Origin of the sequence: Massilia sp. (assembly GCF_031995545.1) — a bacterium.
Lineage (GTDB): Bacteria > Pseudomonadota > Gammaproteobacteria > Burkholderiales > Burkholderiaceae_D > Telluria.
This window is the reverse complement of record NZ_DAMAGA010000005.1, coordinates 21,075-36,582: the sequence shown is the minus strand read 5'-3', so window position 1 is coordinate 36,582 and position 15,508 is coordinate 21,075. Positions and strand designations below refer to the sequence as shown.

Annotated in this window: 10 protein-coding genes; all 10 read right to left on the bottom strand. The window is 67.4% G+C overall.

The window, feature by feature from the left end; translation table 11 throughout:
* Position 1: 1 nt before the first annotated feature.
* A complete protein-coding gene (locus RTQ83_RS05685; RefSeq protein WP_312511981.1) occupies positions 2 to 1,207 on the bottom strand; it encodes an MFS transporter in 1,206 nt (401 codons plus the stop codon).
* Positions 1,208 to 1,348: 141 nt separating this feature from the next.
* A complete protein-coding gene (locus tag RTQ83_RS05680; protein WP_312511978.1) occupies positions 1,349 to 2,398 on the bottom strand; it encodes an NAD(P)-dependent alcohol dehydrogenase in 1,050 nt (349 codons plus the stop codon).
* A gap of 203 nt (positions 2,399 to 2,601) precedes the next feature.
* The gene (gene paoC, locus RTQ83_RS05675) at positions 2,602 to 4,800 is read right to left on the bottom strand and encodes an aldehyde oxidoreductase molybdenum-binding subunit PaoC (RefSeq protein ID WP_312511976.1); all 2,199 of its coding nucleotides are present in this window, start codon (positions 4,798 to 4,800) and stop codon (positions 2,602 to 2,604) included.
* A gap of 2 nt (positions 4,801 to 4,802) precedes the next feature.
* Positions 4,803 to 5,756: a xanthine dehydrogenase family protein subunit M gene (locus tag RTQ83_RS05670; RefSeq protein ID WP_312511974.1), complete on the bottom strand. Its 954-nt coding sequence runs from the start codon at positions 5,754 to 5,756 to the stop codon at positions 4,803 to 4,805.
* The gene (paoA, locus tag RTQ83_RS05665) at positions 5,753 to 6,457 is read right to left on the bottom strand and encodes an aldehyde dehydrogenase iron-sulfur subunit PaoA (protein WP_312511972.1); all 705 of its coding nucleotides are present in this window, start codon (positions 6,455 to 6,457) and stop codon (positions 5,753 to 5,755) included. The genes RTQ83_RS05670 and paoA overlap by 4 nt, the downstream gene beginning before the upstream one ends.
* Before the next feature lie 229 nt (positions 6,458 to 6,686).
* Positions 6,687 to 8,981 carry a diguanylate cyclase domain-containing protein gene (locus tag RTQ83_RS05660; RefSeq protein ID WP_312511969.1) on the bottom strand — a complete coding sequence of 765 codons (2,295 nt, stop codon included), beginning with the start codon at positions 8,979 to 8,981 and terminating at the stop codon, positions 6,687 to 6,689.
* 234 nt (positions 8,982 to 9,215) lie between these two features.
* Complete coding sequence (locus tag RTQ83_RS05655; RefSeq protein WP_409456083.1) at positions 9,216 to 10,334, bottom strand: glycerophosphodiester phosphodiesterase; 1,119 nt, start codon at positions 10,332 to 10,334, stop codon at positions 9,216 to 9,218.
* A 63-nt stretch (positions 10,335 to 10,397) separates the two neighbouring features.
* Positions 10,398 to 12,269: a glucokinase gene (locus tag RTQ83_RS05650; protein WP_312511967.1), complete on the bottom strand. Its 1,872-nt coding sequence runs from the start codon at positions 12,267 to 12,269 to the stop codon at positions 10,398 to 10,400.
* A gap of 129 nt (positions 12,270 to 12,398) precedes the next feature.
* Positions 12,399 to 13,436 carry an alpha/beta hydrolase gene (locus RTQ83_RS05645; RefSeq protein WP_312511963.1) on the bottom strand — a complete coding sequence of 346 codons (1,038 nt, stop codon included), beginning with the start codon at positions 13,434 to 13,436 and terminating at the stop codon, positions 12,399 to 12,401.
* Positions 13,437 to 13,501: 65 nt separating this feature from the next.
* Positions 13,502 to 15,388 carry an EAL domain-containing protein gene (locus RTQ83_RS05640; RefSeq protein WP_312511960.1) on the bottom strand — a complete coding sequence of 629 codons (1,887 nt, stop codon included), beginning with the start codon at positions 15,386 to 15,388 and terminating at the stop codon, positions 13,502 to 13,504.
* Between the last annotated feature and the right edge of the window lie 120 nt (positions 15,389 to 15,508).

Sequence of the window (15,508 nt, the reverse complement as noted above, 5' to 3'; positions counted from 1 at the left end):
TTCAGGTCGACGCGCGGCCGGCGGCGCGCGCCGCCAGCGCGGCCAGCAGCGCCGCCAGTATCAATACCACGACGGCGGCGCCAAACGTCAGCGCATAACCGCTGGCATCGAACAGCACCCCGCCCACGGTCGCGCCGAGCGCGATCGCCAGCTGCACCACCGCCACCATCAAACCGCCGCCCGCTTCCGCATCCTGCGGCAGCGAACGCGCCAGCCAGGTCCACCAGCCGACCGGCGCCGCGGTGGCGATCAGGCCCCAGCATCCCAGCAGCAGCGCCGTGATCGCGCTCGAGTGGCCGAACGCCAGCAGCGCCACGCCGATTGCCGCCATCAGCAGCGGCATCACCACCAGCGTGCGGTACAGGCCATCCTTCAGGAATGAGCCGATCAACGTGGTGCCGACGAAGCCGGCGACGCCGACCAGCAGCAGCATCAATGACAGCGTCGAGACATCGACCCGCGTTACCGTTTCCAGGAACGGGCGCAGGTAGGTGAACAGCGCGAACTGCCCCATGAACAGCAGGCCGACGCCCGCCATGCCCAGCGCCACCGGCGGGCGCTTGAGCAATGCGAATACGCCGGCGCCACCTGCGGCTTTCTTCGGTGGCATGGCCGGCAGGCTCACGGCCTTCCAGGCCAGGGCGATGGCGGCGAACGGGATCAGGCAGAAGAAGGCGCCGCGCCAGCCGATCACCGCGCCGAGGAAGCTGCCCAGCGGCGCCGCGACCACGGTCGCCAGTGCGTTGCCGCCGTTGAGGATGGCCAGCGCGCGCGGTACCGCGTCCGGCGGCACCAGGCGCATCGCGATCGCGGCCGACATCGACCAGAAGCCGCCGATCGCCACGCCGATGAAGGCGCGGCCGATCATGAACACCGGATAGTTGGGCGCGAAGGCGGCGATGGTGCCGGAGACGATCATCAAGAGCGTCAGCCCGAGCAGCAGCAGCTTGCGGTCCAGGCGTCCGGCCAGCATGGAAATGAACAGGCTGGTGACCAGGGCAAACGCGCCCGAGACCGCGATGGCCTGGCCGGCCTGGCCTTCGGTGATGCGCAGGTCGGAGGCGATCGGCGTGAGCAGGCTGACCGGCATGAATTCGGAAGCGACCAGCACGAAGGCGCCGAGCGACATGGCGAGGACGGCGCCCCAGGCGGCGGGTTGGGCCGGCAGCGTTGCCTGGGTGGTGGATGTTGCAGAGGGTGGAGTCATTATTGTTAGAAAATACGAAGCCATGCCGCTCGCGCGGCAAGAAAAATATCGAAAGTCGGGGGAGAGGAAAAGACGCGTGCGGGATGCTGCAAGACCGCCGTTCCTGCGAATGCGGAAACGGCGGGTTGGAACTGGCCGGACTTACGCCGCCAGCGTCGCGCTGTCGATCACGAAGCGGTACTTCACATCGCCCTTGAGCATGCGCTCATACGCGGTGTTGATCTCTTCCATGCGGATCATCTCGATGTCCGCGACGATGCCATGCTCGGCGCAGAAGTCCAGCATCTCCTGGGTTTCCGGAATCCCGCCGATCATCGAGCCGGCGATCTCGCGCCGCTTCATGATCAGGTTGAACACATTCGGCGACGGGTGCGGCGTGGCCGGCGCGCCGACCAGCACCATGGTGCCGTCGCGCTTGAGCAGCTGCAGCAGCGCGTCCAGGTCGTGCGGGGCGGCGACCGTGTTGACGATCAGGTCGAGCGACTTGGCGTGGGCCGCCATCGCGTCGGCATCCTTCGACACCACCACTTCATGCGCGCCCAGTGCTTCGGCGTCCTTGCGCTTGTTTTCCGAGGTGGTGAACGCCACCACGTGCGCGCCCATCGCGCGCGCCAGCTTGATGCCCATGTGACCCAGGCCGCCGATACCGACGATGCCGACCTTCTTGCCGGGACCGGCGTTCCAGTGGCGCAGTGGCGAATAGGTGGTGATGCCGGCGCACAGCAGCGGCGCGACGGCGGCCAGCTGTTCTTCCGGATGGCGCACGCGCAGCACGTAGCGCTCGTGCACCACGATCTGCTCGGAGTAGCCGCCCAGCGTATGGCCCGGCGCGTCCGGGGTCGGCGAGTTGTAGGTGCCGATCATGTTGTCGCAATAGTTTTCCAGGCCGTCGCCGCAATCCGGGCACTCCTTGCAGCTGTCGACGATGCAGCCGATGCCGACCAGGTCACCGGCCTGGAAGTTCTTGACGTGGGCGCCGACCGCAGAGACGCGGCCGACGATCTCGTGGCCCGGCACGCACGGGTACCTGGTGCCGGCCCATTCGCCGCGCACCTGGTGCAGGTCGGAGTGGCATACGCCGCAAAAGGCGATGTCGATCTGGACGTCGTGCGCGCCGGGCTGGCGGCGGGTGATGTCGATGGGTTCGAGCGGCTGGTCGCCGGCGTGGGCGCCGTAGGCTTTGACGGACATGGATTGCTCCTTCGGATGAGTAGACAGGTTTGAATGGCAGCGGGCGCTGTCCCCATTATCAGGAACAGCGCCCGCGACGAGCTTGCGAACATGGTAACGGCAAACCGGCCCCTGTAACGGGGCCGGATTTACATGGCCCTATGAGCCACGATCATGAGTCGGAACCCGATTACGGTTCCGAACATCATGAAACGGGGCGGCGCTTACGCCACGTCCGGCATCTTGCGCAGCAGCTTATCCAGCGTCACCGGATACTCGCGCACGCGAACGCCGGTGGCGTTGTAGATCGCATTCGCCACCGCCGCGCCGACGCCGCACAGGCCCAGCTCACCGACACCCTTGGCCTTCATCGGCGACGAGTACGGATCGGTCTCGTCGATGAAGATCACTTCCTGGTGCGGGATGTCGGCATGCACCGGTACCTCGTAGCCCGCCAGGTCGTGGTTGACGAAAAAGCCGAGGCGCTTGTCCACCGCCAGCTCTTCCATCAGGGCGCCGCCGACGCCCATGGTCATGGCGCCGATCACCTGGCTGCGCGCGGTCTTCGGGTTCAGGATACGGCCCGCCGCGCACACCGCCAGCATGCGGCGGATGCGGATCTCGGCGGTATCGACGTCGACGCCGACTTCGACGAAGTGGGCGCCGAAGGTCGATTGCTGCCACGTCTTGCCGAGGTCACCGAACTCGATCTTGTCTTCGCCGGTGATGGCGCCGCCGGATGCGATCTGCTTGAGGTCGACCGATTTCCCGCCCGCGCTCACGCTGCCGCCCGTGAACTCGGCCTTGGCCGCATCCAGGCCGGCCTTCTGTGCGATCTGCTCGCGCAGCTTGACGCAGGCCGCATACACGCCGGCGGTCGAGCTGTTGGCGCCCCACTGGCCGCCCGAACCGGCCGCCACCGGATAGTCCGAGTCGCCCAGCAGCACCTTGATGCGCTCGACCGGCAGGCCGAGCATCTCGGCCGCGGTCTGGGCGATGATGGTGTAGCTGCCGGTGCCGATGTCGGTCATGTCGGTTTCCACCGTCACGCTGCCATCGGTTTCCAGGCGCACGCGCGCGGCCGAGGTCATCACGATATTGTTGCGGAAGGCCGAGGCCACGCCCATGCCGACCAGCCAGCGACCGTCGCGCACCGAAGCCGGTTTTTCCTTGCGATTCTTCCAGCCGAATTTGTCGGCGCCGGTGCGCAGGCAATTCACGTAGCGGCGCACCGAGAACTTGCGGCCCGGCTTTTCCGGGTCGACCGTGGTGTCGTTGATGACGCGGAAGGTGACCGGGTCCATCTTCAGTTTTTCGGCCATCTCGTCGATCGCCACTTCCAGCGCCATCATGCCCGGCGCTTCGCCCGGCGCGCGCATCGCGTTCGCTTCCGGCAGATCCAGCTTGGCCAGCTTGAGCTGGGTGAGGCGATCCGCGCCGCGGTACAGCAGGCGGGTCTGCTGAGTCGCCGGTTCCGGTGCGCCCTCGGGCAGGTCGCCCGACCAGCTTTCGTGCGAGATCGCGGTGATGCGGCCTTCGCGGTTGGCGCCCAGGCGGATGCGCTGGATGGTGGCCGGACGGTGGGTGGTGTTGTTCATGATCAGGGCGCGCTGCAGCGCCACCTTGACCGGACGCTTGGCCGCGCGCGCGCCGAGCGCCGCCAGCAGCGCTTCCGAACGCAGGAACAGCTTGCCGCCGAAGCCGCCGCCGATGTACGGCGAGACCAGGCGCACATTGGCTTCCGGGATGCCGAGCGTCTTGGCCATGTCCTTCTTGCCCCAGTTGATCATCTGGTTCGAGGTCCACACGGTGACCTTGTCGCCGTCCCAGCTGGCGATCGACGCGTGCGGTTCCATCATCGCGTGGCTCTGGTCTGGGGTGGTGTAGGTCAGGTCGAGCTTGACCGGCGCCGCCGCGAAGCCCTTCTCGAAGTCGCCGGCTTTCGAGATTGGATCGTGCTTCTCGGGGATGGTGGCCGAATCCTTGGCCGCGGCCAGGTCATAGGCGCCCTGCTCTTTCGCGTACTCGACCTTCACCAGCGAGGCGGCGGCGCGCGCCTGCTCGAAGGTCTCGGCCACCACCAGCGCCACCGCCTGGTGGTAGTGCTGGATCTCGGGGCCGCCCAGCAATCTGGCGGTGTTGAAGTTGCCCTTCTCGAGCTTGCCGGCATTCTCGGCATTGACGATGGCGATCACGCCCGGCGCACGGCGCGCTGCGGCGATATCCATCGACACGATGCGGCCCTTGGCGATGGCGGATCCCACCACATAGCCGTAGGCGGCGTTCGGCGCCGCCTTGTGCTGTTCGTAGGCGTAGGGCGCGAGGCCGGTGGTCTTCAGGGCGCCGTCGATGCGGTCGATCGGTTTGCCGACCACCTGCATGCGGTCGATCGGATTGGTGGTCGCGGGTTTGGTGAATTTCATGGTCAGCCTTTCTTGGCATCGGTCAGCACGGCATTGAGCGTGCGCTGGACCAGGACGACTTTGTACGCATTGTGCTCGTCGGTGCGGGCGTCGGCCAGCAGCTGGGCGGCCGCCGCCTTGGCGCCTTGCGGCAGGGCCGCATCGGCCGCTGCCACGCGCCACGGCTTGTGCGCCACGCCGCCCACGGCGACGCGGCCGCTGCCGTCCGGCTGTACCACCGCCGCTACCGAAATCAGGGCGAAGGCGTACGAGGCGCGGTCGCGCACCTTGCGGTAGTAATGCTTGCCGCCCAGCGGCTTGGGCAGGGTCACCGCGGTGATCAGTTCACCCGGGGCCAGGCTGTTCTCGATGTGCGGGGTATTGCCCGGCAGGCGATAGAAGTCGGCGATCGGGATGGTGCGGCGCGCGCCGTTCGCGTTCACGGTCTCGACGCCGGCGTCGAGCAGCTGCATCGCCACCGCCATGTCGCTCGGATGGGTCGCGATGCAGGCCTGGCTGTGGCCGACGATGGCGTGGCCGCGGGTGAAGCCGCCGATGGCCGAGCAGCCGCTGCCCGGCACGCGCTTGTTGCAGGCCTGGTTGGTGTCGTAGAAGTACGGGCAGCGGGTACGCTGCAGCAGGTTGCCGGCGGTGGTCGCCTTGTTGCGCAGCTGGGCCGAGGCGCCGGCCAGCAGGGCGCGCGACAGCACCGCGTAGTCCTTGCGCACGCGGGCGTCGGCCGCCAGGTCGGCATTGAGCACCAGCGCACCGATGCGCAGGCCGCCCTCTTGCGTCGCTTCGATCTTGTCCAGATCCAGGCCGTTCACGTCGATCAGGTGCGACGGGGTCTCGATCTCGAGCTTCATCAGGTCGAGCAGGTTGGTGCCGCCGGCGATGAAGCGCGCGCCCGGCACGCGTACCGCTGCCGCTGCCGCTTCCTGCGCCGTCTTGGCGCGTTCGTAGGTAAAGGCCCTCATGCTGCACCGCCTTTCGCACCGGCGACGCCGCCCGCCACTTCGGCGATCGCGTCGACGATGTTCGAGTAGGCGCCACATCGACAGATGTTGCCGCTCATGCGCTCGCGGATCTCGTCGACGCTCAGCAGTGGCTTGACGTTCAAGTCGCCGGTGACATGGCTCGGCATGCCCTTGCGGATCTCGTCGAGCACCGACACGGCCGAACAGATCTGGCCCGGGGTACAGTAGCCGCACTGGTAGCCGTCGTGCTTGACGAAGGCGGCCTGCATCGGGTGCAGCTTGTCCGGAGTGCCGAGGCCTTCCACAGTGGTGATCTGGGCGCCGTCGTGCATGATCGCCAGCGACAGGCAGGAATTGATGCGGCGGCCGTCGACGATGACGGTGCAGGCGCCGCACTGGCCCTGGTCGCAGCCCTTCTTGGAGCCGGTCAGGTGCAGGTGCTCGCGCAGCATGTCGAGCAGCGAGGTGCGGGTGTCGAGTTCCATTTCGTGGCGCTGGCCGTTCACGCTCAGCGCGACCTTGGCCTTGACCGGGGCCGGGGTGCTGGCCGGTGCGGCCGCTGCGCCGCCCGGCTGGGCCGAGGCGACGGTCGGCACGGCGGCGGCCGTGGCCGACAGCGCACCGGTGATCAGGACGTTGCGCCTGGTGTGATTGATGTCCTGGGTATCGTCCAGCGTGGGGGCATCCTTGCGGGCATCCATATGTCGCTTCCTTTCAGCTCATGGTCAACAGGCCACGAACGACGGACGCAGTCCGCCATCCCTCGGCCCGACAGGTAAAGAAGCGATGTTAAGTGAAGATCAACTGCGCACTCATGCGTGAATTCGCATGGGCTTATGATGCCAATTCATCAATCGCGGCGATCGATGAATAGGAAGGGGGAGCGGACCCGCCGCCACGGCGGGTCCGAGGGTGGAATACTACCGGATATCAGGCCGCATTATCCAGCGGCAGCAGCTCGGCCATGCGCGCGATGGCGAAGGTATTGCGGCCGGCCGCCTTGGCCTGGTACAGGGCGCGGTCGGCCAGTTCGCCGATGCCCTGGGCGGTCACGCCCGGCGCGTCGGCCAGGCCGATGCCGATCGTGGCGCCGATCCGCAGCGCGTGGCTGCCGGCCATGAACGGTGCTTCCAGCGCCTGCAGGATCTTCTTGGCCACCAGCTCGACGTCGCGCGGCGAGCCGCATTCCTCGAGCAGCACGGTGAATTCGTCGCCGGCCAGGCGCGCCACCAGGTCCGAGCTGCGCACCACGTTGCGCACGCGGCGCGCGAACTCCACCAGCACCATGTCGCCGATCGCGTGGCCATGGGTGTCGTTGATCGCCTTGAAGTGGTCGATGTCGAGGTAGAACAGGGCGAAGCCCTTCTCGCGCGACGGTGCCCGTTCGACCGCGCTCTGCAGGCCGAGCTCGAACTGGCGCCGGTTCGGGATCCCGGTCAGCGCGTCGGTATGCGCCAGCGCATGCAGGTTACGCTCGTGCATGCGCGCCGCGGTGGCGTCGGTGGTCAGGATATAGACCCCGACCACGGCGCCGTCGCGCACGTGTGGCAGGAAGGTCGAGTGCACGATGCGCGCATGCTTCTTGCGGATGATGTCGTGCTCGCACTGCGAGGCCTTGCCCTGCCAGGCGTCGTCGATCGCTTCCTTCTGCGGGCCGTAGTATTCTTCGCCGAAGGCTTCCACCATGGTCAGGCCGACGATCTGCTCGGACGTCTTGCCCAGCCACGACTGGTGCACCACGTTGGCGAAGCCGTAGCGCTGTTCGTGGTCGAGGTAGGCGATCAGCACCGGCAGGTTGTCGGTAATGGTGCGCAGGCGGTTTTCGCTTTCCAGCACGCGGTTGCGCGAGGCGTTCAGTTCGGTGATGTCCTTCATCGCCACCACCGCGCCCAGGGTCTTGCCCTGCGCGCTGCGCAGCGGACGGCCGCTCGCCATCAGGGTGTACGGCGCGCGCCCGGACGGGGCGATCACCATGGCGCCGTTGCGCACCACCTCGCCCTTGAGGGCGCGCACCAGCGGCACTTCGTCCATCGTCATCGCGGTGCGTCCGTCGGCATGGAACAGCGAATAATGCTGCGGCCATTCCGCCGCCGGCACCGCCTTCAGGTCGAAGCCGTGGAATTCGCGCGCGCTGCGGTTGAACAGCGACAGGTTGCCGACCGCGTCGCACGCCACCACGCCGACGTCGATCGATTCCAGCACCGCGTCGAGCAGCTCTTCCTTCTCTTCCATCTGCTGCTGGATGCGGATGCGCTCCGAGATGTCGTTGACGAAGGCGCCGACATAGCGCGCGCCGTTCCAGACGTGGGTTGCCAGCGTCATCTCGATCGTGATCTGGCGCCCGCTGTGCGTCAGCGCCGCCAGTTGCACGCTGCGCGCCAGGTACGGCCCCTCGCCCAGCTCCACCAGGCGCCGCATATTGTCCAGGTGCGCCGCACGCTGCGGCGCCGGCACGATCAGTTCGGCCAGGGGACGGCCCTTGGCCTGCGCCTCGGTCCAGCCGAAGATGCGCTCGGCCGACGGATTCCAGGCCACCACCCGGCCCTCGCTGTCGGCGCCGATGAAGCCGCTGAACGAGGAAGCGATGATGGTGCGGTTCCAGGCTTCGCTCTGGCGCAGCAGGGCTTCGGCCGCCTCGGCCTGGGCCACCTTTTCTTCCAGCTCCGCGGTGCGCGCCGCGATGCGGCCTTCGAGTTCGGTGTTGAGCGACTTGAGCGCCTGCTCGGCCAGCATGCGCGCGGCCACCACCCGGGTCTGGTTCAGTTCGGCCTCGACCAGCCTGGCCAGGTCGGCCAGCACCGCGCGCTGCTCGCTTGAAAAGGTGCGCGCCCTGGTGTCGATCACGCACAGGGTACCGACCGCCTGCCCTTCGTTGTACACCGGCTGGCCGGCGTAGAAGCGGATATGCGGTTCGCCGGTCACCAGCAGGTTGTCGGCGAAGCGCGGATCGGCAGCAGCATCGGGCACCACCAGCATGCCGCCGGCGGCGACGGCATGGGCACAGAACGAGAGCGAACGCGGGGTCTCCGGCGCCGCCAGGCCATGGCGCGACTTGAACCACTGGCGGTCGGCGTCGACCAGCGACACCAGTGCGATCGGCGCGTCGAACGTCATCGCCGCCAGCCGCGTGAAGCGGTCGAAGCGGGTCTCGGCAGGGGTGTCGAGGATATCGAGTTCGGCCAGCGCACAAAGGCGGGCTTGTTCTGTAGAAGTGGTGGAAACCATGCAGGTCCTGTGTGGGTAACCGGAAGTGTGGACGGCGGGTCTGGGCCGGGCGAATCGACAGGTGCCGGGGACGGGGGCAGCCACGGCGAAATCTTAGCATGGCGTTCCTGACGGCAACTACAATTTCCGAGAGCAACGTCGCGTGGCGTAGACGGTTGCTGGACAATTGTCAATACAGATTGTCAAGAACTGGATTTATGCACAGTGATTTATTTCCAAAACCAAGAGTAAAACTCATCGGCGCCGAATAAATCCATCGACCGCGGCGCGGCCGACCGCCGGGTCGTCGCTGAAGATGCCGTCCACGCCCGCATCGAGATAGGCACGGATTTCGGCGCCGGCGTCGCCGCGCACGCTGGGGGAATCCGCTGGCGGCGCGCGCAGCGGCGCCGGCAGGAACGGGTTTTCCGGGCGCACCGTCCAGACGTGCACTGCCAGCCCGGCGGCGCGCGCATCGGCTACGAAGCGGGTCGGCGCCGCCAGGCCGTTGGCGGCGTCGCGCGGGATGACGATGTTCTTGAGCGGCGCCACCACGTCGGCATAGGCGGCGATGGCGCGCAGGCCGGCGGGGGTGATCATGTCGGCATAGGTCAGCGCGCTGCCGGCAGCCACCGCGTCGTACGGCGCTTCGTCCGGCGCGCTGACCAGCTGCACCAGGCGGTAGCTGCCCATCGCGCGCAGCGCCTTCAGGTTGGACACCTCGAACGACTGGATCAGCACCGCCGCGTCGCGCCCGCGATAGCCGCTGGCGTCCAGTACCTCGACCAGGCGCCGTTCCAGCGGCAGGCCGATCGACTGGAAATACGTCGGGTGTTTCAGTTCCGGCACCAGGCCGATGACGCGGCCGCGCGCCCGGCTTTCACTCGCGACCAGGTCGACGATCTCCTGCAGCGTCGGGATGGCGAACTGGCCGTCGTAGCTTGTGTTGGCCGGACGGTTGAGGGGAATGCGTTCGCGTGCGCGCAGCTGCTTCAGTTCAGCCAGGGTGAAGTCTTCGGTGAACCAGCCTTCGATCCTGACGCCGTCGACCGTCTTGGCGGTCTTGCGGGCGGCGAACTGCGGATGCTGCGCGACGTCGGTGGTGCCGGAGATCTCGTTCTCATGGCGCGCCACCAGCACGCCGTCGCGGGTCGCCACCAGGTCCGGTTCGACGCTGTCGGCGCCGTCCTCGATCGCCTTGCGGTAGGCAGCCAGCGTGTGTTCGGGACGCAGCGCGGAAGCGCCGCGATGGGCGGTGACGCTCGGCGACGGTGGCCAGGACGGGCCCGGGTTCTTCAGGTCGGGCGCGGAGCCGGCACAGCCGGCGAGCAGCGCTGCCAGCAGGCAGGCAGGGAGCGAGACAGGTTGCCGCACGGCGTACTCCGGTAAAGGACGTGACGGCAGTGTGGAGGCCAGTTGTGACACTGGCGTGACCGGTCAGATGTCCAGGTGCGAAATCAGCAGGCGGCGCCCTTCGATGTCGTTCTGGCTTCCCTCCCCTTGCGGCCCGAGCGAGATCCCGACCGACATGATGTCGATCAGCAGCAGCTGCAGGATGCGCGAGATCATCGACAGGAAGGTGGTGCTGTCTTCGCTGTGGTCCACCGCCAGGCACACGCTGGCCTTCTTCGCCAGCGCCGACTTGCTGCTGGTGATGGCGATGACGTCGGCGCCGGCGGCGCGCGCCGTGTCCACCGCTTCCAGCAGTTCGGGCAGCTGGCCGGCGGTGGAGATCGCGATCGCCACGTCGCCCGGTCCCAGCAGGCCCGCGGCCAGGTTGAACAGGTGCGAGTCGCCGTACAGCGCGGCCGGGATGCGGAAGCGGAAGAACTTGTGCTGGCCGTCCAGCGCCACCACGCGCGAATTGCCCATCGCGTAGAACTCGACGCGGCGCGCGCGCCGCAGCAGTTCGATCGCGCGGTCGATCGCATGCACGTCGAGCTGGTCGCGGAATTTCAGGATCGCCGACACCGTGTTGTCGATCACCTTGGCCGACAGGTCGTGGGTGCTGTCGGTCAGGCGCACCTGGCTGTGGCGCACGGGGATGGTGCCGGTCAGGCTGCCCGCGAACTTTAGCTTGAATTCGGCCAGGCCCTGGAAGCCGAGCGAGCGGCAGAAGCGGATCACGGTCGGCTGCGACACGTCGGCCAGGCGCGCGATCTCGGCGATCGGCTCGGACAGCACCTTGCGCGGATGGTCGACCACCAGCGCCGCCACGCGCTGCTCGGCCGGCGAGAGTTCGTGGCGCAGCTGCTGCACGCGGTCCATCAGGGTGTTGGCGCCGCTGCGTCCGCGCAGGTGCTCGGACAGGATCGCCGACACGCCGTACAGGGCCGGGTTCGGGGTCTTGATCACGTAGGTCGGGATCTGGGCGATGTAATCCGTGAAGCGGCCCTTGGCTTCGAAGCGGGCGCGGAACGGAGAGTTCGCGAACCATTCGCCCATGCGCGGCACGATGCCGCCGCCGATGAAGATGCCGCCAAAGGCGCCCAGCGTCACCGCCAGGTTGGCCGCTGCGCTGCCCAGCATGCCGGCAAAGCACTCCAGCACTTCCAGGCACAGCGCGTCGTTCTGTTCCAGCGCGCCGCCGATGATGTCGGCCGCGCTGCGTGGCGTCACTTCCACACCGTTCCTTTGGGCCAGCGCGCGGTAGATCAGCTCCATGCCCGGTCCCGAGATCAGGCGCTCGTTCGACACGTGCTTCCACTCGCGCCAGGCGAATTGCAGGATCGCGAATTCGCGCTCGTCGCTCGGCGCGAAGTTGACGTGGCCGCCTTCGCTGCCGAGGGTGACGAAGCCGTCGATGGTCGGGATCACGCCCGACACGCCCAGGCCCGTGCCCGGTCCCAGCACGCCCGACACCGCGTGCGTCTGCGGGGCGCCGCCGCCGACCTGCATCAGGTCTTTCGGCTGGAAGCCCGGCAGCGCCATCGCCAGCGCCGTGAAGTCGTTCACGATCAGCAGCGTCGACAAGCCCAGGGTGCGGCGCACCTCGTCGGTCGAGAACTGCCAGTCGCGGTTGGTCATGCGAATGAAGTCGCCGCTGATCGGATTGGCCAGGGCGAAGGCGGCATGGTTGATGCGCTGGCTGGGGTGCTGACTGAGATGCTGCTCGAGGTAGGCGTGCAGCAGCGGCACGATGCCGTCGTAGTCGTCGCAGCGCAGCACGGCCACGCGTCCCAGCACGCCGGGGGCGGTTTCGAGGCCGAAGCGCGCGTGGGTGGCGCCGATATCGGCCAGCAGCCGCGGGCCGTCGGCAAAGGCGGCGCGCGTGGGTTTGGTGGCGGGGGTGTCGGGGTCAACGGTCATCTTGTAAGGATACCATTGAACGAATTGCAAACAAATGGGGTGGTGCGTACTTCGGGGCGGGCACGAAACACGTGGGCGGCGGTGGGAGCGGCTCGGACCACGAGCCGCTCTTACACCTTACACCACCAATCAGCGTACCAGGCCTTTGAGCAGCGCCCGATGGAACTGCACCGGATCCTGCATCTGCGGCGCATGCCCCATCTCCGGGAAGGTCACGAGAACAGAACCCGGAATCGCCTCCTTGGTCTTCTGCGCCAGCACCGTATAGTTCCCCAGCTTCGGCCGCACCGCTTCCGGCGCCGCGTCCTTGCCGATCGCCGTCGTATCCTTCAATCCCATCAGCAGGAAGGTCGGCACTTTGATCAAGGGGAATTCATACACCACCGGCTGCGTGTAGATCATGTCGTAGATGAGCGCCGAGTTCCACGCCACCACTTCCTTGCCTTTACCCCGGTACATCCCGACCAGCATCTGGACCCAGGTTTCGTATTCAGGCTTCCACTGGCCGTTGTAGTAGGTCGTGCGCTCGTAGTTGCGCACCTTGTCGGCCGAGGTATTCAGCTCGCGCTTGTACCACTTGTCCACGCCCAGCGACGGCACACCCAGGTTCTTCCAGTCTTCCAGGCCGATCGGGTTGACCATCACCAGCTGCTCGGTCGCTTGCGGGTACATCAGCGCGTAGCGCGTGGCCAGCATGCCGCCGGTCGAGTGGCCCAGCACGATCGCCTTGGTGACGCCGATCGACTGCAGCAGCTGGTGCGTGTTGTCGGCCAGTTGCTGGAAGGTGTACTGGTAGTGCGCCGGCTTGGTCGACTTGCAGAACCCGATCTGGTCCGGCACCACCACGCGGTAGCCGGCCTTGGTGAGTTCCTTGGTGGTCCCGTCCCAGGTGGCGCCGCAGAAGTTCTTGCCGTGCATGAGGACCACGGTCTTGCCATTCGGCTTGGCCGGCTTGACGTCCATATAGGTCATCTGCAGGTCGACGCCCTGCGACTTGAAGCGGTATTGCTGCGTCGGTTCCGGGTACTGGAAGCCTTCCAGTTCGGGGCCGTAGCTCGGCTCCGCAGTGGCCGAAGTAGTGGCCGCGGCGGCCGCCTGCGCGGGCAGGAGCGCGAGCGCGAAGCTGACACCCGCGACGGCGCGTGCGATGCGTGTAAAGACTGGCATGGCAATTCAATCAAAGTTGACGGAATCACCAGTCTAGCGCAATTGCATGCGCGTCCGATACATCACTAGGCCAGCAGCGCGCGCATCTCCGGCACCGACAGCCGGCTCGCCCGCGCATCCTGGAACCGCCGTAGCACGCACTCGATCGCCGGCGCCGGGCGCGCACGGCTGAAGTACCAGCCCTGCACGCAGTGCACGCCGCGCGCCGCCAGCCAGGCCAGGTCGGCTTCGTCTTCCAGCCCTTCGCACAGCAACTCGGCGTGGAACACGGCGGCGATGCCCTGGATCAGCGCGAACACGCCGGCGGTGCGGGCGTCGCTGGCCACGCCGTGCACGAACTGGCGGTCGGCCTTCAGCCGGTCGAACGGGAAGCTGGTGAGCGCATCGAGATTCGAGTAACCGGTGCCGAAATCGTCCACCGCCACGCGCACGCCGAGCGCGCGCAGCGCCGACACGCGCTGGTGCAGCAGCTGCTGCGAGTCGAGCAGCAGGCTTTCGGTGACCTCGAATTCGAGCAGCTCGCCCGGCACGCCGGTGTCTTCCAGTACCCGCGCCAGACGCGCGAAGATCTCGCCGTGCATCAGGGAAGCGCGCGAGAAGTTCAGCGCCACCGGCGCCACGTCCAGGCCGCGCGCGCGCCAGGCCGCGATGTCGTGGCACACCAGTTCCAGCACGTGCATGTCGAGCTCGAAGATGCGGCCCGAATTCTCGGCCTGCGGCACGAACATCGCCGGCCCCACCAGGCCATATACCGGATGGCGCCAGCGCACCAGCGCTTCCAGTCCGATCAGGCGTCCGCGCGCCACGTCCACCTGCGGCTGGTAATGCACTTCCAGGCGTCCGAAGCGCTGCACGCCGCGGATGGTTTCGCGCAGTTCGTAGCGCAGGCGCGCACGCGCCACCAGGGCGCTGTCGTATTCGTGCACCACGCTGCTGTCGCGGTGCTGGCGGATCGAGGAGGCCGCGATATCGGCGGCATCGAGCAGGTCGCCGGCCGTGCCTTCGTACGGCGTGACTTCGCGCCGCAGGCCGATGCGCGCATGCAGCGTGTGCATGCAGCCCGGCTCCACCTCGAACGGTTGGTCGATCGCCCGGCACAGGGCCTGGATGCGCGCCTCATGCTGGTCGGGCAGGCTGGTGAGCGCGAACACGAACTGGTCGGCGCCGAGGTGGCCGAGCAGGGCGCCCTCGCCCCACGCTTCCAGGCGCTTGGCCATCAGACGCAGGATGCGGTCGCCCGCTTCGCGCCGGAATAAATCGTTGACTTGGCGGAACCCGATCAGGTCGATCAGGCCGACGGTGACGGTGGTGTTGTCCTCCTGCCCCAGCATGCGCTGCAGGTGGTGCAGGAACACCGAGCGGTTGAACATGCCCGACACCGGATCGCAATAGCGCAGCTCGAGCATGTCGACGATGATGCGCGCCAGCAGCCGCATCTGCGCCTGCTGGGCGGCGTCGAGCCGGCGCGCTTCGCGCCCCATCACCCACAGGGTGCCGAGCAGGTGTTCGCTGTCGCCCTTGAGCGACACGGCGGCGTAGTGGCGGTAGTGCGGCGGCCCCGCCACCAGCGGATTGGCGGCGAAGCGCGGGTCGCCGCGCGCATCGTCGACCTCGAACCAGCAGCTGCCCGCGCCCTCTTCCACCGCGCTGTGGCAGAACGATCCGGCGCGCGGCAGGATGCTAGCCTCGACGCCGATGCGCGAGGGCAGCCAGATCTGGGATTGGAAAATCAGGCTGATGCCACCGATGTCGGCGCCGGTGGCCTGCACCGCCAGGCGGGTGATGTAATCGAGCTTGGCGTCGGGCGGGTCGGTCAGCACCACGCCGCCGGGACCCGGATCGTTGCGCAGCGCTTCGATGCCATGCAGGGCGCCCGCCTCCTGCGCGACCGGGCGTGTCCTGCTGCGCACCAGCCGGTACAGCATCCGCACTCTTGCGATGTTACTCGTCATGTTGCTCTCCCTCTGCCGCATCGGGCGATGCGTCACGGCCGCACACTCTGTCGGTGCACGGTTCCATGCACTACGAATTTGTTGCTAGCTTAACAGCATTCGTACAAATACAGAAAAACC